This is a genomic window from Streptomyces sp. NPDC058295 (assembly GCF_042880655.1).
Taxonomy (GTDB): domain Bacteria; phylum Actinomycetota; class Actinomycetes; order Streptomycetales; family Streptomycetaceae; genus Streptomyces; species Streptomyces coriariae.
Window position 1 is genome coordinate 66,224 of record NZ_JBHVYO010000020.1, and the last position, 21,555, is coordinate 87,778.

The following is a 21,555-nucleotide window of genomic DNA, read 5'->3' on the forward strand; positions in this document are numbered from 1 at the left end:
ACGCCAACAGGAACACGAAGCCCAGCCGGTCGTCACCACCAGCCCTGGACGTCGGCCCCAAGCCAAGTCCGACGAAGTCCAGCAGAACACCCTCTCGCACCTACTCAGCCAGGCCCGGCGCGGGTCTTGCCTGGTGCAATGGTGTGTGCCGGCGCCCAGGGCGCGGCATGATCGCGGCCATGCTGATCGCTCATGAGGGTTGTTCGCCGACGGTCCACCCCACGGCCTATGTTGCTCCGACCGCCACGCTGTGCGGGGACGTGCGCGTGGGGGCCGGGTGCCGGGTGCTGTTCGGTGCGGTGCTCACCGCCGAGGGCGGGCCGGTGGAGCTGGGCGAGGGCAGCATCGTGATGGAGAACGCGGTCCTGCGTGGTACCCGACGGGATCCGCTGATTCTGGGACGGCAGGTCCTGGTGGGCCCCACCTCCTACCTGACCGGCTGCCGGGTCGAGGACGAGGTCTTCCTGGCCACCGGCAGCCGCGTCTTCAACGGAGCACGGATCGGAACCCGCTCCGAGGTGCGGATCAACGGCATCGTGCATCTGCGCACCGTGCTGCCCGCCGACTCGATGGTGCCGATCGGCTGGGTCGCCGTCGGCGACCCGGTGCGCATCCTTTCGCCGGGGGACCACGAAGGGATCTGGGCGGTACAGAAGAACCTGGACTTCCCCGGCTACGTCTTCGGCCTGGACCGCCCGGCCGACGGCGAGAGCCTGATGCCCGCCATCTCCGAACGCTTCGGCCGCGGCCTCGGCCGCCACAGCAACGACCAACAGATCTGAGCCCCGCCGGAGCAGTTCGACCTTGGTACACAGGTACAGCGGTTGGCGCTGCAACGTGGTCGCCGACATCGATCACTGCCTCACGGCGAACACATCCCCGCACCTGGCCGAACAGGCCTGTGGCCACCGGGACTTCAGCGACGGAACGCTTCGGGCCGGGCATCCTCGGCCTGGCGGTCGGCTCCTTCGTGTACCGGGGAGCGGTGCAGCGGGGGCGTACGACGGCGCCCTGCGCGCTACCTGCGGTGTTCTCCACCGCGGGCACCGGCCTTCGGGCAGTATTGCCTCGTGGCTCGAATCTCCGAAACCCATGACGGCGACGTCGGCCAGATACGAACCCGTCTGCTGGCCGTCGGCGCGGCGCTGCTGACCGTCGTTGCGGGGCTGGGACTCAGGGCAGGGGTGTCAGGGGGCGTGGCCAAGTACGGCGGAGACGCGCTGTACACCATCCTCATCTTCACCATCGTCGTTCTGGTGGCACCGCGGGTCACGCCGCTGACGGCCGCTGGAAGCGCGCTGGCCGTCAGTTGTGCGGTCGAGTTCTTGCAGCTCAGTCAGGTGCCGGCAGAACTCTCGCAACGCAGCGACCTTGCCCGGCTCGTGCTCGGTACCACCTTCAACGCACTCGACCTGTTCTGGTACGTGGTCGGCGCCGTGGTGGGCTGGCTCGTCCACACCGCAGGTGGGTCTCTCTCCTCACGCCGTGGTGCCGGGCGCGGTCGACGCTGAACCGCTGCGCGTCTGGGCATCGTCATTTGTGCAGCAGCCCTCAGGGAAAGCTGTGGGACGACGCCAGGGCCGGAATCATGGAGCGGAATGCCCAGGTGCCGTACGAGCCATTGCCGAGACCTGCGGATCGGCTGAAGGAATATCGGTTGCCAAGTCCGCACCGTGGGTCGAACGATGACACCTTGTGACGACCGCAGGAGAGAAGCCCGTGTCCGGTGCCGCCAGGCCGGTCGTGTTGGTGACCGGAGTCGGCCGCTCCATCGGGATCGGCGCGGGCATCGCCCGTCGGCTGGCCCAGGCAAACTGGAACGTCGCCTTCACGTACTGGACGCCGTACGACGCGCGGATGGCTTGGGGTGTCGAGGCTGATGCCGCGGACACCATCGCCAAGACCCTGGCGGAACGGGGCGCCGAGACGGCGGCCGTCGAGGCGGACCTCGCCGATCCAGATACTCCGGAGCGCGTCTTCGACGAGGTCCAGCGCCGCCTCGGCGACGTCACCGCCCTGGTGATGTGCCACTGCGAGTCGGTCGACTCCGGCCTGCTCGACACCACCCTGGAAAGCTTCGACCGCCACTTCGCGGTGAACGCACGCGCCACCTGGCTGCTGATCCGCGAGTACGGTCGTCGCTTCCAGGGAGTCCGCGGAACCGGACGCGTGATCAGCCTCACCAGTGACCACACCGTCGGGAACGTGCCCTACGGGGCCAGCAAGGGCGCGCTGGACCGCATCACGCTGGCCGCCGCCCACGAACTCGCCCCGCTCGGGATCACCGCCAACGTGATCAACCCGGGGCCGGTGGACACCGGGTGGATGTCCGACGACATGCGAGACCAGGTGGTGCGGCAGACGCCGCTGGGACGGCTGGGCAGCCCGCAGGACACGGCCCACCTCGTGGAGTTCCTGTGCTCACCGCGCGGTCAGTGGATCAACGGACAGCTGCTGAAGAGCAACGGGGGGTTCGCCGGCTGACCGCCGGACCTGACCGCGCTGCGGCGGTCTCCGTCGCTCGACCAGGGCCGCCCGGTTCTCGCTGCGGGTTCTCGCTGGGGGCGCCCGCCCGGACGAGAGGGACGAGGCGAGGGCCGGTGATCGCGCGCCAGGGCGGCCACGGCGCTGCACGTCCGGCAAGGGGCAGGGGGCACGGCGCGCCGTCCACAAGGCGAGGAGGGCGCCCAGGACGATGCGCGGGGCGAGCCTGTCGCCGCCCTGCAGGCCCTTGTCGGCCTGCGGACTTCACCCGCGCGGCGAGAAAGGCGGCCGCCGGAACTCATATCGGTGACCTTCCTCGCTGACACAGCGACTCCTGTCGTCCGTATTCGTTGACAGGACAGCGGCCAGGCACGCTGGACGAAGGTGAGTGCCTGGCGGATCACAGGAGAGCAGGCGCGCATGAACCCCAGTGCTCACATCGAGGCCGTCTACGCACAGGTCTGCCGGCGCAACGCCGGTGAGACCGAGTTTCACCAGGCGGTGGGAGAGGTGCTGCACACGCTGGCGCCGGCCTTGCAGGCGCATCCGGAGTACGTCGACGCGTTGATTCCCGAGCGGCTGTGCGAGCCCGAGCGGCAGCTGATCTTCCGGGTGCCGTGGGTGGACGACGCGGGACGGGTACAGGTCAACCGCGGCATCCGGGTGGAGTTCAGCAGCGCGCTCGGGCCCTACAAGGGCGGTCTGCGCTTCCATCCGAGCGTGAACCTCGGCATCGTGAAATTCCTGGGCTTCGAGCAGATTTTCAAGAACGCTCTGACCGGACTGGCAATCGGCGGCGGCAAGGGCGGTTCGGACTTTGATCCCAAGGGGCGCAGCGACCACGAGGTCATGCGTTTCTGCCAGGCCTTCATGACCGAGCTGTACCGGCACCTGGGCGAGCACACCGATGTCCCCGCCGGGGACATCGGTGTGGGCGGGCGAGAGATCGGCTACCTCTTCGGCCAGTACAAGCGGATCACCAACCGCTTCGAGGCGGGAGTCCTGACCGGCAAGGGTGTCACCTGGGGCGGCTCCCAGGCTCGGACCGAGGCCACCGGCTACGGTGCGGTGTACTTCGCGCAGGAGATGCTGGCCACGCGCGGACAGGATCTCGACGGCCGCAAGGTCGTGGTCTCCGGGTCGGGAAACGTGGCGGTCTATGCGATCGAGAAGGTGCACGCGCTCGGCGGGTCCGTAGTGGCCTGTTCGGACTCCTCCGGCTATCTGGTCGACGCGGACGGCATCGACCTGGAGTTGCTGAAGACGGTCAAGGAGGTGCGGCGGGCGCGCCTGTCGGCCTACGCGGAGGCCAAGCCCACGGCGCGGTTCTCCGAGCGGGGCTCGGTCTTCGAGGTGCCGTGCGACATCGCGCTGCCGTGTGCCACACAGAACGAACTGGGCGGACAGGAAGCGGGGGTGCTGGCGAAGAACGGCGTCCTGGCCGTTGTGGAGGGCGCCAACATGCCGTGCACCCCGGAGGCGATCGAGGTCTTCCGTGAGGCGGGCGTCCTGTTCGGTCCCGGCAAGGCCGCCAACGCGGGCGGCGTGGCCACCTCCGCGCTGGAGATGCAGCAGAACGCCTCCCGCGACGTGTGGACCTTCGAGCAGACCGAGACCCGTCTGGCAGCCGTCATGCGGGGTGTCCACGACCAGTGCCGCACCACCGCCGAGATGTACGGAGGCACCCCCGACGACTACGTCCTGGGCGCCAACATCGCGGGCTTCCTGCGGGTGGCGGAAGCGATGACGGCGCAGGGCGTCGTATAGCGCGGGCCGTTGTGCGGTAGGCCGCGCACGGTGCGCGGCCTACCGCACAGGCGTACCGGACGGCGCGGACGCCATGGGGCCCCCGAGAGCCTGTGTCCCCGCCGGCGGAAGCCCTGACGGCTGCCGCGCAGCCCTGGCGTGGCCGACCTCGGTCGCTTGGACGGCGAAGCCGGCTGGAGGAGCGAGCCGGGCCGGACCGCCCGGCTCGTCAAGGCGTTCGCCGACGACTTCCAAGTATTCGCCGCCTTCCATGCGGTGGTCGGCCAGGCCATTGGTGTCCTTGTCGCGGTCCACCGGATCCCGCCGGGTGCCGGGTTCGAGGTGCTGCGTGAGGTTTCCCAGCACACGAACATCAAGCTGCACGCGGTCGCTGAGATGGTGATCGACTGGGCGCTGGGGCAGCCACTGGCGGAGTCGGTGGGCCTTGCGCTGGACGCGGCCGTGCGGCGGCATCGCGCCCCGACGAGATTCCCGACCCGCCCGGGTAGGGAATCTCGAGGTGATGAGGACATCGGCGCCGGCCGGGGGAGCCGGGGGTCAGGCGGCGATTTGCGCGGCGAGGGCGTCGTTGAGGGTGGGGTGGAGGCGGATGACGTCGTCGAGGCCGACGATGTGCAGAACTTGCGCCACGGGCCTGGGGGTGTGGGCCAGGCGCAGCCAGCCGTTGGCGGCGCGGGCGGCGTTGTTCGCGGCGACGAGGACGTTGATGCCGCTGGAGTCCATGAAGGTGACGGCGCGGAAGTCGATGACGGTATGCCGGGCGAAGCCACCCTCTGGTGCGAGCGCCTGGCGGAAGAGATCGGTGGTGGTGTGGTCGATTTCCCCGGCCAGGAGGACGACGTGTACGCCGTCAGTGGTCACGTGGTGGGAGACGGTCAGCTGGGCCTGGCGCATACGTTCTCATCCTGCCCTATGGGGACGGTCCTCGCTGCTTCGATGCTCGTCATCGCCCACGCAAGCGCAAGCCGCCGTTGCGTGTCAACCGCGCTCTGCGGGCGGGATGAGCCCCAAGTGGGGAAGGCGACAGGTGAGCGTGCGATGCTGCGGGGGCAAAACGTGAACTTCGTGTGACGATCACAAAAGACGGGGCGGGCTCATGGAGCAGGCCGTGGGGGATGAGGGACAGACGACGCAGCGGACCGAGCCGCCGGCGGTGTTCGCCGCCTACGACGGCGGTTCCTCCTGTATCGGGGACGCGCGACGTCTGGCCACGGGCTTTCTCACCGAAGTGCGGGCCGTGCACGGGCTGCCGGTGTCGGAGCGGGCGCTGGGTATGACGCAGTTGGTGGTCAGTGAGCTGGTGACGAACGCGGTGAAGTACGCACCCGGTCCGGTCATGCTCGATCTGCAGCTCAGTGCGGGCATGGTGCGGGTGTCGGTGTGGGACAGCGATCCGGTCCTGCCGGATGTGGCTGCCACCGACCCGGAGCGGGTGGGGCGCCACGGTCTGGAGATCACCCTCGCTGTCAGCCAGGCCTACGAAGTGCGACGTGAGCCGGTCGGCAAGCGCGTCACCGCGGTGATCGCGTTGGCCGATGATCCGGCTGGGGACGTCGTCGGCCGCCCGGACCCGTAGTCGGCGAGGCTGGCGCGCATGATCAGTCTGATCCGGGGAAGGCGCGGTCCATGCTGCCGCCCTCTTTGCTTGCCGACCAGGTCCGGCATGCTCTCGCCGAAGCGGGCTTCCATCTGAGCGCCGGGGCAGAAGCCGGCAGGCCAGGCCTTGAGGTCAGCGAGATGCCTGAGGGCGTGCTGATCAGATGGACGGCCTCCGACGAGTTCCAGGCGCTGACGGGCGAGAGGCCCGGCCGGGCACCGAACGATGGCATGCGGGCGATGGTGCAGGCCGCGGTGTCTGGACTTCTCGAACAACGAGGGCACGTGATCACAGCGGCCGAGGGCGATGACCTCCTCGTCCTGTCACTGGCCCACGCACCCTCCACGCAGCGCTGACGAGCATAAGCAGGCCGGTAGGGCCCAACGGTGCTGCGTCTGCTGCATGGCCGGGTCGGCAGCACGGTAGCCGACCGCGCCCGCGGCCCGATAGCACCCGCGCTGGTGGCCGAAGCAGCCGTTGACAGCGTCCCCGACAAGCCCGGCCCCGGCGTCATCGGCCGCTCTCGTGCTTTCACGCGCTCAAGTGCGGTCGGCCGGTGTGAGGCGTTGGGTGTGGCTGGGGTCCGGTGGTTGGAGGGCAGGTTCCGCTGCTTCACCGGGCCCCAGCTATGGGGTCTGGTGCCCGGGAAGGTGGTGGTTACACGGTTTGTCGGAAGGGATGTCCTGAAGTGAGACATGTCTGTGGGCCCCCGGGTGTCCCCGGGGGCCCACAGGCCGGCTGCTGTTGGCTGGTTTACCAGCGATACCAGCGGCCCTTGCGGCCACCGGTGTCCGCGCTGCGCATGACGAAGCCCAGCAGCCACACGACCAGCACGATGACGGCGATCCACCACAGTGCCTTCAGCGCGAAGCCCGCGCCGAAGAGGATCAGAGCAAGCAGAAGAACGAGAAGCAGGGGAACCATAGTTATCAACCTCCGTTGCTCCTGGTGCCCGGCGAATCGAAGAGCACACGGCTGATTCACCTGGTTTCTTCACGGCTCTTGCGGGCACTGGACCCGAATTCTCCACCGGTGTTCACCAGATCAAACGCCAGAGCCTGAGGCACGGCCGCGCCTGGTTCAGCCGAGCCGTCCCCGGCCCACGGACACCACCAGCCGGAGACCGCCCTCGCCGCCCTGCGCGTCGTTGCCCAGGCCAGTCCGGAGTCCTGCTTCACCGCCTGCTGGTGCACCGGCCGGAACGGTGGGGCCCGCGCCCGTGTGGCGCTGGGGGTACGGTGCGCCGACGTGCGTACACGTGCGTTCCTCAACCGCCGCGGTGATGCGCTGATAAAGGAAGACCGGGTCGGGCCAGCCGTCGGGCCAGGTCGAGGACCGTGTGGCAGCCCTCGGACAGCGGGGAACGACGGGAACGGCAAGCGTGGCCCAGACGGTGACCCCCACGCCGATGCGCGTTTGGCCGCAGGGCACGCGGCTACTCGCACCCGAAAGCCTGCGTCGCAGCGAGGGACGGCGCCGACGGAACCGCACAGAGAAAGACGGCAAGGGGTTGGTCGCGATGACGGTGGCGACGCAGCAGGGCGGAGGAGGAGGCGGTTCGAGTGGCCTCTACGACGTGCTGGAACTCGTTCTCGACCGCGGGCTGGTGATCGACGCGTTCGTGCGGGTATCCCTCGTGGGCATCGAGATCCTCAAGATCGACGTGCGGGTGGTTGTTGCCAGCGTCGACACTTACCTGCGCTTCGCAGAGGCGTGCAACCGCCTCGACCTGGAAGCGGGGCCGCGCAGGCCGGCCGGGCTCACGGAGCTCACGGGAGAGCTCACGCAGTCCGGCGCCCGCGGCAAGACCAAGGGCGCCCTGTCCGGGGCCTCGGAGACGATCTCTGACTCCTTCCAGCAGGCACGTGACGAGGGCCGCGACCGGCAGGGCGAGCGGGCGGCGCGCAGGAGGAGGGAATGAGGGATGGGCATCTCCGCCTACGGGATCATCCGCGCCTCACACCTGTCTCCGTGAGGATTGGGGCGGCGTCGGAGACCCGCCCCGGCCGGTTCGCGTGCTGGGCGGGGACGAGCTGGCAGTGATCGTCAGCGACGCCCCGATCAGCTGCGGCCCAAGCGCCGTGATGTCCTCGCTCACCAGCGTGTACTGACGAAGCCGGAGCAGGGGGCACGGGATTGCCGATGCGGTTCGGCAGCGTCTCGGGGGACGAAAGACACGGTGACCGCGGTGCTCGCCGAACGTGCGGAGCACTTCCTCTAGCGACTGCGGGCACTGGAGGGCACAGCGGAGTACAACATCAAGGCCAACCACGACGAACAAGCCGTGTTCCGCCTGATCATGGCGGAGCACGAGGAGATCCGGTCCCTGGCAGAAGCGAACCGCGAGACCGGCGGCGGCACACAGGAGCAGGCGATCCGCCTCGGGAGATGATCGCCGCCGCCGTCCATGGGCGCGAGACGACCGACGCGGAGCTGCTCCAGCAGGCCCTTGAGCCGGTGGCCCAGGCCGTCGGCGTCGGGCCGCAGAGCATTGGCTGGCCAACTTCTCCCTCCTGGTCGACCGCAGGGCAGCACAACAAGTTCTTGCCGCGGTCGATGAACTGCGCCAGCAGCATCCGCATCTCAAGTTGCGGGTCAGCTGCCCTACAGTTCGTCGACACGTCCCAGCAGGCCGAAGGCGGCACCGCGGAAGCGTCCGGAACTCTGGCAGCTCAGCCGAACGGGTCAGAACGTTTCGGTCCAGGGCAGGCGTAGCGGAAACGTCGCTCATCGCGGCGGGCCCCACCGTCGCAGTGGGACAGCAGCGCTCATCAAGGGATCCACCGGGGTGCCCGCCAACCGAGTGGTGGGCGGCTGCCGGGTTGGCCTGGAGGGGTGGTTGGAGAGGATCACCAATCCGGCCGTTGAGCAGTTCCGGACTACCTGGGGGCGGGGCTCGGAGACGAGGGCCGCCCGAGCGGCCGCCTGCGCGAGGGATACGGGAAGGCGGCGCGCTCCTGAGCCCCCGTGCATGGCGGTGTATCGGGGGCTCAGTCTGGTGGCAGCCGCTCAAGGTCTTGCTGTGACGGAACCCAGGCGTCATGGAGGGGGGGGGAGGTTCGCCCGGCTGTTGTGTCTGTGCCGCGGGATCCGGCGGCGGGGGAGGGGCGGCGGCCTGCCGGATGCGGGTGATGTGGTTCAGGCCTGGCGTCGACCTCGACACCGCAGCGACTGCCTCCCGGATCGCCGTACTGGACGCACGCGCGGTACCGGCGGGCCGACGACCCCCGGCGACGGTCGCGCGGGGCGCGCTGTGGAAGAAAGTGGGTGCCGCTGTCGATCCATTCCCGTCCCGTTCGACATCCTGGTGGAGGACGCATCGCCCTATGGGGATGCGACAGGACCTGATGAGGGAACTCATGGATCAGCTGCTGCGAGTACAGAACTTCACGATCTCCAGCGATGGTGTCGCCGCCGGCGAGGACCAGAGCCTGGAGCGGCCTTTCGGCCACCACATCGATCCGGGCAAGCTCTTCGCCTGGGCCGGCGCCACGGCGGGCTGGCCCAACCGCGCCGAGCCTGGAGGAAGCCGGGGCCTGGACGACTACTTCACCCGGGACTTCAGCCACAATATCGGCGCCGAGATCATGGGCCGCAACAAGTTCGGACCCCAGCGCGGCCCGTGGCGCGACTACGAATGGCGCGGCTGGTGGGGTGACGAGCCGCCCTTCCACACGCCGGTGTTCGTGCTGACCCACCACAAGCGCCCATCCTTCACGCTCGGCGACACCACATTCCATTTCGTGGACGGTGACCCCGCCACCGTTCTGGCGCAGGCGCAAGAAGCCGCGCAGGGCATGGACGTCCGGCTCGGCGGCGGCGTGAGCACCATCCGGGAGTTCCTCGACGCCGGCCTTGTCGACACCCTCCATGTGGCCGTCGCACCGGTGAAACTCGGATACGGGCTACGACTGTGGGACTCGCCCGACCAGTTGCTGGACCGGTTCCACATGGAGGTCGTGCCCAGCCCGAGCGATGTGACGCACCACCTCTTCTGGCGCAGATGACACAAGAGACGACCCGGGACCTCAATACAGCCCACGCGAGCGTTCCCAGCGAAACGGCTTGGGAGGAGGAGGTCCTCCGCGCGATCCGCCACTCCATCCAGGACCGCGGCGAGGCGCTGTCCGTGCGGCAGCCGGCGCCGGAGCGCGGGCTGCGCAGCCTGGCGTCGGTGGCCTGTCACCTGGCGAACCTGGAGGAGCTCGGTGCACTCGTCCGCGACGGCCGGAGCTATCGAAGTCGGCTTCGCGATGAGATCCTCCGGAAGATGCGCGGGCGCTCTCAGGAGCAGTGACACCGTGATCCCTCGCGCCCGCTTGGCGTCTGGTCAGTCATGGGCGACCATCCCCGCTCGCGCGGGGAGCAGATCCCCTCAACCCCCGGATCTCGCCTGGAGATGGGCCATCTCCAGGCGGCGGTGGGTTGACCTTGCGTCCGGACGGGCGAGGGACCCAATGGTTGTCCGCCGACACCCGTCGTCCGGCCCGGCGTCCCGGTCGAATGCCCCCGGTTCAGGGGCGGCTCGAGCTCCCGGCCAGCACCCACACGCCTGACATCTCACAACACGGCACTGCATCATGGCCGTCCCTTCCGCCGCGTCATCGTCTTCGGGAGGCGGTACCGGCATCGGACTGGCGACGCGCGGAAGTTCGCCGTCGGCGGGGACCGTGTCGTCCTGCTCGGCCGACGCGAGGATGTGCTGCGCAAGGCCGCCGAGGAGTGAACGACACCCGCAGCGAGTGCAGGGTTATGAATCACGGTTCCGGATCGAACGGTGGCGTGGTGGTGGTGAACGGCCGTGCATGAATTCGAGTTTGCGCGTCCCCTGCGCACCGGCTTTTCCAAGATCGCGGACTGCTGTCTTCCATGATCGTGATCAATGCTGACATTCCATCCCCAGACAGTGCACAGCCGGACGTCATGTCACGAGCCCCCCATGCGGCGGTAGTTCGGCCCGTCCTCTATCGACCGGGGGACGGTGCCGACCGTGCGCTGCTCCTCGACCTGCTCCTTTCGGGCGACGTGCGCGAGGTGCACGACCTCATCGACGACCAGCTCGTCGAACTGGTGCGCTGCCTCAGGCCCGGAGATCCCTTGACCGAGGGACAACTGTCCGCCGCGGTCGACGAACTGGGCGGAGGTGCCGAGCGGCGGCACTTCGGCACCTGGGTCTGGTACCCCTGGTCGGGACGGCTGGTCCACGTGCTTCCGGAGCGGGAGTTCCGGCGCGTGCGCACCGACCGGAACCGCGACAAGATCACCAGCGCCGAGCAGGAGCGGCTGCTCGGCTGCCGCATCGGCGTGATCGGCCTGTCCGTGGGCAATAGTGCTGCGCTCACCTGCGTCATGGAAGGTGTAGGTGGATCGTTCCGCCTCGCGGACTTCGACCAGCTCGGGCTGAGCAACCTGAACCGACTGCGAGCCGGCGTCCACGATCTGGGGGTCCCCAAGACCGTTCTGTGCGCTCGTCAGATGTACGAGATCGCCCCTTACCTCGACGTCGAACTGTGGAGTGAGGGGATCACCGAGGACAGTGTCGAAGCCTTCTTCGGGGACGCTGTACATCCTCTCGACCTGCTGATCGAGGAGTGTGACACCCCTTGGGTCAAGGTCGCCGCGCGCGAGCATGCCCGTGCCCGTCGTGTTCCCGTCCTCATGGATGCCAACGACCGGGGGCTGCTGGACGTCGAGCGCTTCGACGAAGAGCCGGACCGGCCCCTCTTTCACGGCCGCGGTGGTGATCTGACCTCGCGGGACGTACGTGGCCTCGACCCGGCGGGCGCCATGGCGTACCTGCTCCAGGTCTGCGACGAGAGTCGCCTCAGCCCCGGCATGACCGATGCGCTCGGCCGGATCGGCCGCACCCTGTCCAGCTGGCCGCAGTTGGCAAGTGGGGTGATGCTCGGCGGCGCCCTGGTCACCGACACCGCGCGGCGCGTCTTGTTGGACCGCCCGGTGGCGTCGGGCCGCTACTACGTCGACCTCGAAGAGCTGATCGGTGCGGTCCCGGCCCTGGTCGGCATGGGAGCTGTTTCGTGACCCACCTGCCCGAACTGCACGGCGAACACCTGTGGCTGCGGGAGATGCGAGCCACCGACCTGGCTCCATTCGAACGTATCCACACCCATCGCCTGCTGACCCGTTTTCTCGGCGTCGACCGGATGGACGCCCGACAGGCCCAGTACGCCTTCGCCCGATGCCTCTCCCAGCCCTACGTGCAGCCCCGTCGCAAGCACACCCTGGCCGTGTGCGCGCCGGGCGAGGACGCCATGGTCGGCACCATGGGGCTGCTGGTGGAGGAGTACGGGCGCAACGCCATGCTGACCAGTCTGGTGCTGCTGCCGGGGGCCCCGGTCAGCGGCCATGGCCACGAGGCGGGCCGCCTCCTCATGGCGTACGGCTTCGGCCGCCTCGGCCTGCACCGCATCTGGGCAGGGCACCGAGCCGATCACACCCGAATGCGCGACGTGATGCTCGCGGCGGGTCTGCACCCCGAGGCCACCCTTCGCCAACTGTTCAACACCCAGGGTGTCTGGCACGACGTCGCCACCTACGCGGCTGTGGCCCCGGAATGGATTCCGCAGGCCAGCGCCGCCGAACGGCGCATCCTCGACGGAGACGCACTGCTCCCCGCCTGACGACCGCCCACGCAGCACGGCCCGGACGGCTCGCCGACTTCGTGCCCGTCGTCGTTACGGGCTTACGCAGGCGCGGCCTGGTCGTCGAGCAGGCCGGGACCTGGCTTGCCCCTTCTGCGACACGATGCGGCAAGAGGGGCGCCGGCTCGAGGAGGACGAGACGGTCTCCGACTGCGCGAGCCGCTCGCGCAGTCGGCGGGCTCGGCCGACCCGGCCGGAGCGAGGGCTCGGCCTACCCGCGCTGCGGCGCACGTATGGCGGCAATCGCCGCATTGTGCGGGAATGAGGCCGTACGGGTCAGAAGACCTGTACGCGAGGTGCAGCCGGGTATACCGGCAGGACTGTCGTCAGCGGAGGGAGGGCGGGGGTAGGCGGAGGGTCGGTGGTTGGTCGGTGGTCGGTCGTTGGCATGGAGGGAACGAGGGTTGATGCGCGAGGCTCCGGGTGCCGGTCGGCGCCACGGTATGGGCGGCACGCCGCTGAGTGGGCGGGTCGCGGTCGTCACCGGCGCTGCTCGTGGAGTGGGTGAAGCCCTCGCGCGACGCCTTTCCGGCGCCGGTATGCTGGTGGCGCTGGTCGGGCGCGAGGAGGAATCGCTCCGTCGGGCGGCCGCCTCCCTGCCTCACCGGAGCGTCTGCATCGAAGCCGACGTCACCGATTCCGCAGCCCTGGACCGGGCGGCCAGACAGGTCAGCGGAGCGCTGGGCCCGGCGAGCGTGGTCGTGGCCAATGCCGGCATCGCCACCGGCGGCCCCTTCGCCCGCACTCCGGCCGAGCTCTGGCAGCGGGTCGTCGACGTCAACCTCACCGGATCCGCCAACACCGCCAGGTCGTTCCTGCCCCATCTCACCGTCACCCGCGGCTACTTCCTCCAGATCGCTTCCACCGCGGCATTCGGCTCCGCTCCGATGATGAGCGCCTACTGTGCTTCCAAAGCCGGTGCGGAGTCGTTCGCGCTGGCTCTGCGCGGCGAGGTGGAATCCGACGGCGTCACGGTCGGCATCGCCTACCTTCACTGGACCGGAACCGACATGGTCACCGGCATCAGCGACCACCCCGTCCTGCAGGCCCTGCGCCGCAATCAGCCCCGCTTCGCACAGCGCGTACACAGCCCCGACCAGGTGGCCGACTGGCTGACCACCGGCATCACTCGCCGCGCCCGTCACATCTACGCACCCCCGTGGCTACGCTGGTGCCAGCCGTTGAGGCCTGCCTTCCCGGCGATCGTCACCCACCTCGCCCGGCGTGAGCTGCGCCGGCTGTCACCGACGGAGCTGGCCGGTGACGTCGGAGTCCTGGGCGTCGGCGGCCGCGCCGACTGGGACGCCCACCGAGCATCGACCCGCCCCCCTCCGTTCGAGTAGTCACTCCACCCGTCGGCAGCGGGCACAGCGCCGACTCGGAGTCAGTCTCTGGGGGAGAGACAAAGCGTGTCTACCGTGGACGAAGTCGTTGGCCGCCGGGCTCGTCATATCTTGCCGCCGAAGAAGATCTGCACCTCCTGGATGAGCCCGTCCCTGACAGTGATCGCCTCCATGTTGCGGTGCCTGTCGCCCGTTGTGAGCACGTATTCGTAGTGGAGGAAGACAAGTTCTTCGTCTGCGGGGATGACGTGGAGCAGGCGCTGCTCCGTCATCCGATCGGCGGTCGGGAAACACCGCTCGAAGAACGTTGCCTTGTCGATGTGATCGTCCTGGGGGCTGGTGAACGAGAATCCGTCGGCGTAGAGGGCGAAGGCGGCGTCGCGGTCCTGCGACCTGTAGTGCTGAAAGGCCGCTTCGGCGACGGCTTTCGGACTGTTGGTCATGCGGGCTCCTCGGTCGGACGGCTGGTCCTGTTCCGCCACCGTATAACCGCGTTTCGCGCCCTGTGGCGGCGAGATCGCCGCAAATCCCGGTCCACGCCCCCTCGGTCTCCTGCCCTGGTCACCCGCCAGTGCCCCGGTGCTTCAGGTCCCCCGAGTTCACGCCACCCGCCGTTGTGGTTGTCGGCCCTGCCGGGAGAACTGCGCCGACCGGGCGAAGGGCGCCTCCGCCGGGACGACGTTCCGGCGGAGGCACGAGTGCAGGCCCAAAGCGCATTGCGTTTGCTTTTGCTTCAGCGGTCTTTTTCATCGTGCCGTTGTCTCTCACCGGTAGCCGATGTGCGGCGGCCCATCGCATCGGCCCGGTGCGGCTGGCTCGTCCTGCTGTCCACCGGACGGTCTCAAGACACCGAACACGTGGCCGTCACCGAAGGCGTGCCCGCCGCCGACGTACTCGCGAGGAAGCCGAAGGTGGTGCTCGCCCCCGCTGTCACCGTGCCGTTCCACCCGGCGTTGCGCACCTTCGTCCCGGTCAGCGTGCCGTTCCAGACCTGGGTGAGCTGGCTGCCCGAGGGGAGTACGAGGTTCACCGCCCAGGAAGAGATCGCCGCCGTGGACGAGGTGTTGGTGACAGTCACCTCGCCCTGGTATCCGCCCTGCCACACCGACACCGCCCGGAAGGACGCCGAGCAGCCACCACTCCCGGGGTCCCCGGGGTCCCCCGGGGACCCCGGGGTGAGCAGGGCCGACAGCGCGGGGTACCAGCGGGCCGCCATCTTGGCGTCGCCGGCGGCGTTGGGGTGGACGCCGTCGTAGGTGTCCGTGGCCGTGTCGAAGCCCGTCCACTGGTCGACGACGGTCACCGGCGACTGCGCGGTGGTGATGCCATCTGCCCAGGCCGGAATGCGCTGGTTGAAGGCCACTGTACGAGCGGCACACTCGGCGCAGCTGCTCGGATTGATCGGGATGAGCTGGGCGACCAATACCTTCATCGCAGGGTTGCTGGCCCGCATCTGGCCCACCAGCTTGGTGTAGGCGGCGAGGATGGCGTCCGGCGCGATGCTGCTCCAGACGTCATTTGTGCCGAAGTGCATGACAACGATGTCCGGCAAGGTCGTCGCCAGCCATCCGGGCAGTAGGTTCTGGTCGGCGGTGGCGGTGGCCTGGAAGCCCCCGTGGCCTTCGTTGTCGGCGTCATGTGTGAGGGCGCAGCTCTGGGCGTTCAGTGTGCCGACGAAGTCGATGTCGGTGTAGCCGGCGTTCTGCAGCTGGTTCCAGAGGAGGGAGCGCCAGCAGCCGGGGGAGCCGGTGATGGAGTCGCCGAGCGGCATGATCCGTATCGGGGTCGCGGCTGCGGCGGGTGGGGCGCCGGCCAGGCCGAAACCGGCGGCGAAGACGAGCAGGGCGGCCAGGAAAGTGGCGAGTAGGGGGTGGCGTCTGCTGCGCACGAGGTGTCCTTCCCGAAGTGGGGCGGGAGCGGGAGTGCGGTGCACGCGCATGGGAGCGCTCCCATGGCTGCGCGTTTGTCCATCAAGCCACCGTTGTCGCTGACACGTCAAGAACTCGGACGGGCCCGGACTGAGAACTCCTGGCACGGGGAGCCGCGTTCACCGTTCGGGACGCGGACCTCGACGATCCCCGATCCGCGATCCGCGGTCGTGCGAGGTGTTGGTGAGGACGGCCGCGGTCGGCATCTGTGACACCGATCTGGCGATGCGGGAAACCTGGCCCCGGCAGCTCACCCCGATGTTCTTCGGCCACGAATGCGGCCGAGTCGAGCCGGTGGGCGTGCAGTTGGCCGGCTTCGCGCGGGGTGACCGGGCCTGCCTCACCTTCGCCAGCTGCGGCACTTGCGAGCAGTGCGCGGCGGGGTCGCCCATGCGGTGCAGGACAGCCGTCGGCGGGTCGTCACATCCCGTGGACCGGCTCCTCGGCGTGCTGCCGCTGCCGCCTGGTGTGTGTCGGTGACCGCCCGGCGGCGCGGCCCGGTGCTCCCCGGCCGGTCTTCCCCTGGGTTGTCCTTCGCCGTCGCCATCTCGCCGAGGCGTCGTCCGGTCCGGCATCTACGCAGGTCAGGGCCGGGGACGTCCCGTCATGACGTCATTTCCGCGATACCGATGGTGTCCTCGCGCCGCACGCCCCACTCTCGTCCCATCACCTGCCGCGCAGTCAGTGCGGGCACTCCGTACGACCTCCTGCACAGCCCAGCCCAGCCCAGCCCAGCCCGTCCGTGCTTCCCCCCGCGGGCCACTTGAACACCGGTCCAGGGGACGGACAGAGCCGGACGACGTCGATCGACCTACGAAGGGGACAGCCCGCAGCTATGGGAAGACTCGCATTTCTTGCTTACTCCGAGAACGAGAACACACGACACCGGGGCGCCCTCCGCTCCACGACAGGGTGGCGGATCCGGATCGGGACCATCGCAGCCACCGCGGCGATGGTCTCGGCCGGCATCGTGCTGGGTGCCGGACCGGCCGTGGCGGCGCCGGCCGCGATCAAGCTGACGTCCGCGTCCTGCCCCAACGAGATCGTGCAGGGCCAGCTGAGCGGCTGTGTCACGGAGCTGCAGAACCTGCTCAACGCGCACGGCGCGGGTCTCGTGGTGGACGGTCAGTTCGGGCCGAGCACGCTCTACGCGGTCCGTGAGTACCAGGCCGCCACCGCGATCGCCGTGGACGGGCGGGTGGGCCCGGCGACCAAGAGCAAGCTGTACGCCACCGGCGGGTCGGCGCCCGCACCCATCAACCTCCAGTCCTCCTCGTGCCCCGCGAACGTCGTGCAGGGCGACAAGGGCGGATGCGTCAGCGAACTCCAGCGGCTGCTGCGCCACCACGGTTACGCGGTCGACGTGGACGGCGATTTCGGCGCCGGGACGGCGAGCGCAGTCCGCAGCTTCCAGTCCTCCCACGGTCTCACGGCCGACGGACAGGTCGGGGCGAACACCAAGCGAGCCCTCTACGACACCGACGAGTCACCGTCGACGAGCCTGGACCTGAGGTCGGCGTCCTGCCCGGCGAACATCGTGGAGGGGGAGAGCGGTGGCTGCGTCGCCACGCTGCAGGCCCTGCTGAACGGCAAGGGCCAGCAACTGGACGTCGACGGCGAGTTCGGCCCCGCGACCCTGTCGGCCGTCAAGGCGTTCCAGTCCGCGAGCGGCCTCACCGCCGACGGTGAGGTCGGTCCGAACACCAAGGCGGCCCTGTACGCGAACATCGGCGGTGGCGGGGGCGCCGGTGCACCCGCGCCGGTCAACCTGAGCTCCGCCTCGTGCCCGAACGAGATCGTGCAGGGGCAACGCAGCGGCTGTGTCACCGAGTTGCAGAGCCTGCTCAACCACCACGGTGCGGATCTCGCCGTCGACGGCGACTTCGGCGCGCTCACCGACAGCGCCGTCCGGGACTTCCAGTCCGAGAAGGGCCTCTCGGTCGACGGTCATGTGGGACCGAACACCAAGGCGGCACTGTACGGCGCGGTCACCCCGCCCTCGTCGCCGCCGCCCGGCGGCGGGTACGGCAAGATCCTCGACGTGGCCGCGGCCGAGGCCGGCACGGTCGAGGGCAGCGCCCGCGCGAACAGCTACGGGTCGTCCGTGGGCCTTTCGCTGTCCACCAGCAACTACGCCTGGTGCGCGACCTTCGTGAGCTGGGTGGCCAAGCAGACCGGGGCCACCTCCTACCGCAACTCCTATGTCTCGGGCTGGGTCAAGCAGGCACGGGCCGGCAACTACCACCTGTCGGTGACGACCGACCCGCAGCCGGGTGACATCGTGGCCTTCGACTGGGACGGCGGCAGCGACTTCACCGGCGGCAACGAGCACATAGGCATCGTGCGGACGGTCTCCGGGTCGTCCCTCACCACCGTCGAGGGCAATACGAGCAACCCCAACGGTGGCGGCGACGGCGTCTACGTCAAATCCCGTGGCACCAACAGCGGTTACGACGTGGTCTTCATCAGGGTCCGCTGATCGGCTCTCGACCCCTACCCGCCGTCCTACCGGTTGCGACGCCGAACTGGTGGGACGGGGGAGTGGCCTGTGCGGAGCATGGAGGGTCCATCGGAGGGCCTGGAGGGGGCACGGTCGCGATCCGTGAACGAGCCGGTGCGTCGACGTAAACCTGTTCGCCGGTACGGCGCCTGTCTGGAACCCTGGCTCCTGCGGCGATCGACGCGGTGAGGGCAGGGCGGGGCGTCGCTGCTGCTGGGTCTTGGGCGGGCGGGCCGGGTGACGGGAGCCCGCGAGGAGGTGTCAGCGGTGTGGGACGAGGCGTGGGGCGAGTGGCTGCGGCAGTCGCCGCCGGCAACTGAACTGCTCGTCTGGTGGCAGCAAGCGCGGGACGGGATGCGCCAGGTCGGCCGGGACGCCTACGGGGAGCGCCTGGTCGCCCTGCTGTCCGCCGCGTCCGCTCGCGACTGCGCGGCGGCGGGGTTTGGGTGCACGCGGCGCATTGATCGTGCCTGCCGCGCGCCGTCGGTCTGCCGGCTGGATCCTGCTGTGCCGTCGGTAGCCGAGGAGGTTCCGCGCGGCGAGCGTGAGGGGCCGGTCCCGGGTGCCTGCGGCGGATTCCACGGTTCCTGGGGCGACTTCGAGGTTCATGTGCGGTTCAGCGGTGGCGACGACCGGCATAGCGCGGTGTTCTGGCACGACATGGCGGCGTCGGCCGTGCGGCTGTGGGTGGACGGTGTCCCGGTCGGCGCCGGAGTCGGCTTGGATTCGTACGGGCAGTGGCTCGGAAGGTTTCTGGTGGTGCAGGCGGAGGGTCCGGACGACCATCCCCGGCAGTCGTACGGGCCAGGTCTGTTGGTCACCGGGATTGTCTCCGTGCTGATCCACGACGTCGCCCACGGCTCCACCCAGACGCTGATCCCGGGACCTCATGAGAGATGGACCGATCCCCAGGTGGTCCTGGACGGTGAGACTCTGCGGGTGTACGCGAGTCGCGAGGCCCGGGCCGCCGACGTACCCGACCGGATCCTGTCCGGCCGGCCGGCCCCGCAGTGACGGCGGGAACCTCCCGTATCGTCCGCACCGCAGCACAGTCCCCATCCAGCGGCGGGAGCACGGCACTCATGACCGACGAACTGCGGCCGGGCCAGGCCGAAATGAGCAGGCTGACGACGACACTGCGCATCACCGGCGAATCCACGTCGGTGGTCTCGATGCAAGCCGGCTACGAGCGGCAGGGCATCTGGCGCGGCTCGGATACGTTGGTTGACGGAGACCCCCGGCTGCAGGTCGACTTCAGCAGCGGGTCGGCCCTGCTGTACGCCGACAGTCCGCAGAGGCAGCAGGTGGGCGAGCGTGTCGGGAACACCGTGCGACTGTGGTCCCAGGAGTACCGCATCCAGCGCCAATGGCTGTGGCCGAAGCTGCGCTTCACGGTGACCGTCGGCGAGCGCACCGTCCTGCGTGTCCGTGAGCGGTTCGGACGCAACGGCGGCGCCCGCGTCTTCGACACGCACAGCGACGCCACACTCGACCCGGTCGTCACCCTCGCCCTGCTCCTGCTGGAGGGGCGCCCCCACAAGATGGGCCTCGGCCGCGGCGACTCCATCGCGTCCTGAGCGCGCAGCGCGCGAACACCGGTGACTGCGGTTCGCTTTTACCCTGGGGATGGTCATCAAGCGCCGCGCGACCGGGTCGTCTAACGCCTCGGCGGCTGGCCGCCGTTCACCGAAGCCGCACGAGCGGCGTCGAAGAAGGCGTACGTGATCCTGGACGGGACACTCCTGCCCATCGACCGAATCGCCACCGACCACCCCTTCTGCTCAGGCAAACACAAGAAGCACGGCATGAACGTGCAGGTCATAGCCGATCCGCAGGGCGTCTGATGTGGGCTTCACCAGCCTTGGCCGACGCCATCCACGACGTCCGGGCCGCGCACGAGCACGGCATCATCGAGGCACTCACCGAGGCCGGCATCACCTACTGGGCAGACAAGGGCCCCCTGGGTGCAGGCGGCACGGTCCGTCTCCCTTACCGTGGCCGATGGGAGAGCCTCTCCACCGGCCAGCAGGCCGTCAACCGGTCCCGCGCAAAGATCCGCGCACTGGTCGAGCAGGCCATTGCCACCCTCAAGTCCTGGCGACTCCTCCGCAGGCTCCGCTGCTCGACGACCCGGATCACGAGGCTCGTCCAAGCCGTCCTGGTCCTCCAGCTCGCCGCGGGGTGAGATCAACCCGCAGCATTCACCAGGTCCGTCAATTCGACCTCGGTCGTGCCCGCCCGCAGATGAACGTCGAAGGTGTAGCCCTCATCGCAGAACACCAGGTCAACGCCCATGGGCGTCAGCCCGCGGAAGACGATCGCCAACCAGATCGCGTCTTCCTCCCAGACGTCCATGTACAGGCATGTGCCGTCCTCGTGCAGATACGCCTCACCTGGGCCATTCTCCGTCTCAAACTGCCATATGAGACTACGCACTTCACTGCGGTGCATCGAGTCGATCTCAACCTCAGCCCACCGGGCACGGATCGCGTCTGTCAGCGCATCCGATCTGTGGACGCTCACGTAATTCCCCAGCCCCGGGGGCGGTGACGGCTACTTGATCTCGGGGTGGTCCGGCTTGCTGGTGGGGTTCTTGGGTCGCTTGTTCGGCCGGTAGCTGGGGCCGTTCATGATGACCTGGTGGCTGGTGTTGATTAGCCGGTCAAGGAGGGACTCGGCGACGACGGGGTTGGGGAAGAGGGGATACCAGTCGCTGGGCGCCCGGTTGCTGGTGATGATCAGAGACCTTCCCTGCCGCTCAGAGACGAGTTCGTAGAGGTCGTCGGCCTGGGTGGCGTTCAGTTGGCGCATCGCGAAGTCGTCGAGGATGAGGACGTCGGGGCGGACCAGTTCGCGGATCCGTTTCTCCCAAGTGCGGTCCGCGTGGCCGCCGGCGAGGTCTGCAAGGATGCGGCTGGTCTTGGCGAAGCGGACGTGGGCGCCCTGGCGGACGGCGAGGTGGCCGAGGGCCTGGGCGACGTGAGTCTTGCCGACGCCGACCGGGCCGAAGAGGATGACCGACTCGCCGGCATGCAGCCAACGGAGGGCGCCGAGGTCGCGGATCTGGGCGGCGGGCAGTTTCGAGGAGGCAGTGAAGTCGAACTCCTCCAGGGTGACCTGCTGCTCGAACTTCGCCCGCAGCAGCCGACGTTGGAAGGCCACGGTCTCGCGGCGGGTGATCTCGTCCTGGCAGAGGACCTGGAGGAAGTCGAGGTGGCCGAGTTCGCCGCCGTGACCCTGGGCGAGGCGGGCGTCGAGGGTTTCGAGCATGCCG

At 69.1% G+C, this 21,555-nt stretch carries 24 protein-coding genes and 2 pseudogenes; 20 read left to right on the forward strand and 6 right to left on the reverse strand.

The features are described 5' to 3' along the window. The first annotated feature begins 179 nt into the window (after window positions 1–179). From ACFVYS_RS22280 to ACFVYS_RS22300, 5 genes and pseudogenes are all read left to right on the forward strand, one after another. The gene (locus ACFVYS_RS22280) at window positions 180–782 is read left to right on the forward strand and encodes a gamma carbonic anhydrase family protein (RefSeq protein WP_389504471.1); all 603 of its coding nucleotides are present in this window, start codon (window positions 180–182) and stop codon (window positions 780–782) included. Between the two features lie 288 nt (window positions 783–1,070). Beyond that, window positions 1,071–1,511, forward strand: a complete 441-nt coding sequence (locus ACFVYS_RS22285; RefSeq protein ID WP_389504473.1) for a DUF2809 domain-containing protein — start codon at window positions 1,071–1,073, stop codon at window positions 1,509–1,511. Between the two features lie 208 nt (window positions 1,512–1,719). Next, the gene (locus ACFVYS_RS22290; protein WP_389504475.1) at window positions 1,720–2,484 is read left to right on the forward strand and encodes an SDR family oxidoreductase; all 765 of its coding nucleotides are present in this window, start codon (window positions 1,720–1,722) and stop codon (window positions 2,482–2,484) included. Between the two features lie 420 nt (window positions 2,485–2,904). Further along, the gene (gdhA, locus tag ACFVYS_RS22295; protein WP_389504477.1) at window positions 2,905–4,251 is read left to right on the forward strand and encodes an NADP-specific glutamate dehydrogenase; all 1,347 of its coding nucleotides are present in this window, start codon (window positions 2,905–2,907) and stop codon (window positions 4,249–4,251) included. A 255-nt stretch (window positions 4,252–4,506) separates the two neighbouring features. Continuing rightward, a pseudogene (locus tag ACFVYS_RS22300) lies at window positions 4,507–4,623 on the forward strand (ANTAR domain-containing protein); the annotation flags it as partial. Between the two features lie 165 nt (window positions 4,624–4,788). On the opposite strand, the gene ACFVYS_RS22305 reads toward ACFVYS_RS22300, so the two are convergent. Further along, window positions 4,789–5,145 carry an STAS domain-containing protein gene (locus tag ACFVYS_RS22305; protein WP_389504479.1) on the reverse strand — a complete coding sequence of 119 codons (357 nt, stop codon included), beginning with the start codon at window positions 5,143–5,145 and terminating at the stop codon, window positions 4,789–4,791. 202 nt (window positions 5,146–5,347) lie between these two features. Between ACFVYS_RS22305 and ACFVYS_RS22310 the strand changes: the two genes are divergently transcribed. Further along, on the forward strand, window positions 5,348–5,827 hold the full coding sequence (locus ACFVYS_RS22310; protein ID WP_389504481.1) for an ATP-binding protein: 480 nt from the start codon (window positions 5,348–5,350) through the stop codon (window positions 5,825–5,827). A 50-nt stretch (window positions 5,828–5,877) separates the two neighbouring features. Continuing rightward, complete coding sequence (locus ACFVYS_RS22315) at window positions 5,878–6,204, forward strand: hypothetical protein (RefSeq protein WP_389504483.1); 327 nt, start codon at window positions 5,878–5,880, stop codon at window positions 6,202–6,204. A gap of 397 nt (window positions 6,205–6,601) precedes the next feature. Here ACFVYS_RS22315 and ACFVYS_RS22320 read toward each other — a convergent pair whose 3' ends face one another. Then, entirely contained in the window at window positions 6,602–6,772 is a 171-nt protein-coding gene (locus ACFVYS_RS22320) for a DUF5670 family protein (protein ID WP_030933194.1), read from the reverse strand. A 595-nt stretch (window positions 6,773–7,367) separates the two neighbouring features. Here ACFVYS_RS22320 and ACFVYS_RS22325 point away from each other — a divergent pair. From ACFVYS_RS22325 to ACFVYS_RS22360, 8 genes are all read left to right on the forward strand, one after another. Beyond that, window positions 7,368–7,769, forward strand: a complete 402-nt coding sequence (locus ACFVYS_RS22325) for a gas vesicle structural protein GvpA (RefSeq protein ID WP_389504630.1) — start codon at window positions 7,368–7,370, stop codon at window positions 7,767–7,769. 363 nt (window positions 7,770–8,132) lie between these two features. Continuing rightward, window positions 8,133–8,240 carry a hypothetical protein gene (locus ACFVYS_RS22330; RefSeq protein ID WP_389504485.1) on the forward strand — a complete coding sequence of 36 codons (108 nt, stop codon included), beginning with the start codon at window positions 8,133–8,135 and terminating at the stop codon, window positions 8,238–8,240. Next, window positions 8,237–8,563 carry a hypothetical protein gene (locus tag ACFVYS_RS22335; RefSeq protein WP_389504487.1) on the forward strand — a complete coding sequence of 109 codons (327 nt, stop codon included), beginning with the start codon at window positions 8,237–8,239 and terminating at the stop codon, window positions 8,561–8,563. Before ACFVYS_RS22330 ends, ACFVYS_RS22335 begins: the two co-directional genes overlap by 4 nt. A gap of 644 nt (window positions 8,564–9,207) precedes the next feature. Further along, complete coding sequence (locus tag ACFVYS_RS22340) at window positions 9,208–9,855, forward strand: dihydrofolate reductase family protein (RefSeq protein ID WP_389504489.1); 648 nt, start codon at window positions 9,208–9,210, stop codon at window positions 9,853–9,855. Beyond that, entirely contained in the window at window positions 9,852–10,145 is a 294-nt protein-coding gene (locus ACFVYS_RS22345) for a hypothetical protein (RefSeq protein WP_389504490.1), read from the forward strand. The genes ACFVYS_RS22340 and ACFVYS_RS22345 overlap by 4 nt, the downstream gene beginning before the upstream one ends. A 572-nt stretch (window positions 10,146–10,717) precedes the next feature. Next, window positions 10,718–11,890 (forward strand): ThiF family adenylyltransferase, encoded by a 1,173-nt coding sequence (locus ACFVYS_RS22350; RefSeq protein ID WP_389504492.1) that lies wholly within the window; start codon window positions 10,718–10,720, stop codon window positions 11,888–11,890. Continuing rightward, window positions 11,887–12,489: a GNAT family N-acetyltransferase gene (locus tag ACFVYS_RS22355; RefSeq protein ID WP_389504494.1), complete on the forward strand. Its 603-nt coding sequence runs from the start codon at window positions 11,887–11,889 to the stop codon at window positions 12,487–12,489. Before ACFVYS_RS22350 ends, ACFVYS_RS22355 begins: the two co-directional genes overlap by 4 nt. A gap of 428 nt (window positions 12,490–12,917) precedes the next feature. Beyond that, window positions 12,918–13,853 carry an SDR family oxidoreductase gene (locus ACFVYS_RS22360; RefSeq protein ID WP_389504495.1) on the forward strand — a complete coding sequence of 312 codons (936 nt, stop codon included), beginning with the start codon at window positions 12,918–12,920 and terminating at the stop codon, window positions 13,851–13,853. 104 nt (window positions 13,854–13,957) lie between these two features. On the opposite strand, the gene ACFVYS_RS22365 is transcribed toward ACFVYS_RS22360, so the two are convergent. After that, window positions 13,958–14,296: a nuclear transport factor 2 family protein gene (locus ACFVYS_RS22365; RefSeq protein WP_389504497.1), complete on the reverse strand. Its 339-nt coding sequence runs from the start codon at window positions 14,294–14,296 to the stop codon at window positions 13,958–13,960. Window positions 14,297–14,694: 398 nt separating this feature from the next. Further along, window positions 14,695–15,741: a GDSL-type esterase/lipase family protein gene (locus ACFVYS_RS22370; RefSeq protein ID WP_389504498.1), complete on the reverse strand. Its 1,047-nt coding sequence runs from the start codon at window positions 15,739–15,741 to the stop codon at window positions 14,695–14,697. Window positions 15,742–16,006: 265 nt separating this feature from the next. Here ACFVYS_RS22370 and ACFVYS_RS22375 point away from each other — a divergent pair, with 265 nt between their 5' ends. From ACFVYS_RS22375 to ACFVYS_RS22395, 5 genes and pseudogenes are all read left to right on the forward strand, one after another. Continuing rightward, the gene (locus ACFVYS_RS22375; RefSeq protein ID WP_389504500.1) at window positions 16,007–16,261 is read left to right on the forward strand and encodes an alcohol dehydrogenase catalytic domain-containing protein; all 255 of its coding nucleotides are present in this window, start codon (window positions 16,007–16,009) and stop codon (window positions 16,259–16,261) included. 355 nt (window positions 16,262–16,616) lie between these two features. Beyond that, window positions 16,617–18,260, forward strand: a complete 1,644-nt coding sequence (locus tag ACFVYS_RS22380) for a peptidoglycan-binding protein (protein ID WP_389504502.1) — start codon at window positions 16,617–16,619, stop codon at window positions 18,258–18,260. Between the two features lie 288 nt (window positions 18,261–18,548). Beyond that, the gene (locus ACFVYS_RS22385) at window positions 18,549–19,295 is read left to right on the forward strand and encodes a hypothetical protein (protein ID WP_389504504.1); all 747 of its coding nucleotides are present in this window, start codon (window positions 18,549–18,551) and stop codon (window positions 19,293–19,295) included. A 68-nt stretch (window positions 19,296–19,363) separates the two neighbouring features. Continuing rightward, window positions 19,364–19,858 (forward strand): hypothetical protein, encoded by a 495-nt coding sequence (locus ACFVYS_RS22390; protein WP_389504506.1) that lies wholly within the window; start codon window positions 19,364–19,366, stop codon window positions 19,856–19,858. A gap of 120 nt (window positions 19,859–19,978) precedes the next feature. After that, a pseudogene (locus ACFVYS_RS22395) lies at window positions 19,979–20,466 on the forward strand (transposase family protein); the annotation flags it as partial. Window positions 20,467–20,468: 2 nt separating this feature from the next. Here ACFVYS_RS22395 and ACFVYS_RS22400 read toward each other — a convergent pair. Both ACFVYS_RS22400 and istB read right to left on the reverse strand, forming a co-directional pair. After that, window positions 20,469–20,804, reverse strand: coding sequence for a hypothetical protein (locus ACFVYS_RS22400; protein WP_389504508.1), 336 nt, complete (start codon window positions 20,802–20,804; stop codon window positions 20,469–20,471). Between the two features lie 30 nt (window positions 20,805–20,834). Then, window positions 20,835–21,551 (reverse strand): IS21-like element helper ATPase IstB, encoded by a 717-nt coding sequence (istB, locus tag ACFVYS_RS22405; RefSeq protein ID WP_389504510.1) that lies wholly within the window; start codon window positions 21,549–21,551, stop codon window positions 20,835–20,837. Window positions 21,552–21,555 lie beyond the last annotated feature (4 nt).

Excerpts from the sequence above, each read along its gene's own strand:
- ACFVYS_RS22280 (WP_389504471.1), top strand. The coding sequence starts at position 180 with ATGCTGATCGCTCATGAGGGTTGTTCGCCGACGGTCCACCCCACGGCC.
- gdhA (WP_389504477.1), top strand. The coding sequence starts at position 2,905 with ATGAACCCCAGTGCTCACATCGAGGCCGTCTACGCACAGGTCTGCCGG.
- ACFVYS_RS22305 (WP_389504479.1), bottom strand. The coding sequence starts at position 5,145 with ATGCGCCAGGCCCAGCTGACCGTCTCCCACCACGTGACCACTGACGGC.
- ACFVYS_RS22310 (WP_389504481.1), top strand. The coding sequence starts at position 5,348 with ATGGAGCAGGCCGTGGGGGATGAGGGACAGACGACGCAGCGGACCGAG.
- ACFVYS_RS22315 (WP_389504483.1), top strand. The coding sequence starts at position 5,878 with ATGCTGCCGCCCTCTTTGCTTGCCGACCAGGTCCGGCATGCTCTCGCC.
- ACFVYS_RS22320 (WP_030933194.1), bottom strand. The coding sequence starts at position 6,772 with ATGGTTCCCCTGCTTCTCGTTCTTCTGCTTGCTCTGATCCTCTTCGGC.
- ACFVYS_RS22325 (WP_389504630.1), top strand. The coding sequence starts at position 7,368 with ATGACGGTGGCGACGCAGCAGGGCGGAGGAGGAGGCGGTTCGAGTGGC.
- ACFVYS_RS22335 (WP_389504487.1), top strand. The coding sequence starts at position 8,237 with ATGATCGCCGCCGCCGTCCATGGGCGCGAGACGACCGACGCGGAGCTG.
- ACFVYS_RS22340 (WP_389504489.1), top strand. The coding sequence starts at position 9,208 with ATGGATCAGCTGCTGCGAGTACAGAACTTCACGATCTCCAGCGATGGT.
- ACFVYS_RS22345 (WP_389504490.1), top strand. The coding sequence starts at position 9,852 with ATGACACAAGAGACGACCCGGGACCTCAATACAGCCCACGCGAGCGTT.
- ACFVYS_RS22350 (WP_389504492.1), top strand. The coding sequence starts at position 10,718 with ATGATCGTGATCAATGCTGACATTCCATCCCCAGACAGTGCACAGCCG.
- ACFVYS_RS22360 (WP_389504495.1), top strand. The coding sequence starts at position 12,918 with ATGCGCGAGGCTCCGGGTGCCGGTCGGCGCCACGGTATGGGCGGCACG.
- ACFVYS_RS22365 (WP_389504497.1), bottom strand. The coding sequence starts at position 14,296 with ATGACCAACAGTCCGAAAGCCGTCGCCGAAGCGGCCTTTCAGCACTAC.
- ACFVYS_RS22375 (WP_389504500.1), top strand. The coding sequence starts at position 16,007 with ATGCGGGAAACCTGGCCCCGGCAGCTCACCCCGATGTTCTTCGGCCAC.
- ACFVYS_RS22380 (WP_389504502.1), top strand. The coding sequence starts at position 16,617 with ATGGGAAGACTCGCATTTCTTGCTTACTCCGAGAACGAGAACACACGA.
- ACFVYS_RS22390 (WP_389504506.1), top strand. The coding sequence starts at position 19,364 with ATGACCGACGAACTGCGGCCGGGCCAGGCCGAAATGAGCAGGCTGACG.
- istB (WP_389504510.1), bottom strand. The coding sequence starts at position 21,551 with ATGCTCGAAACCCTCGACGCCCGCCTCGCCCAGGGTCACGGCGGCGAA.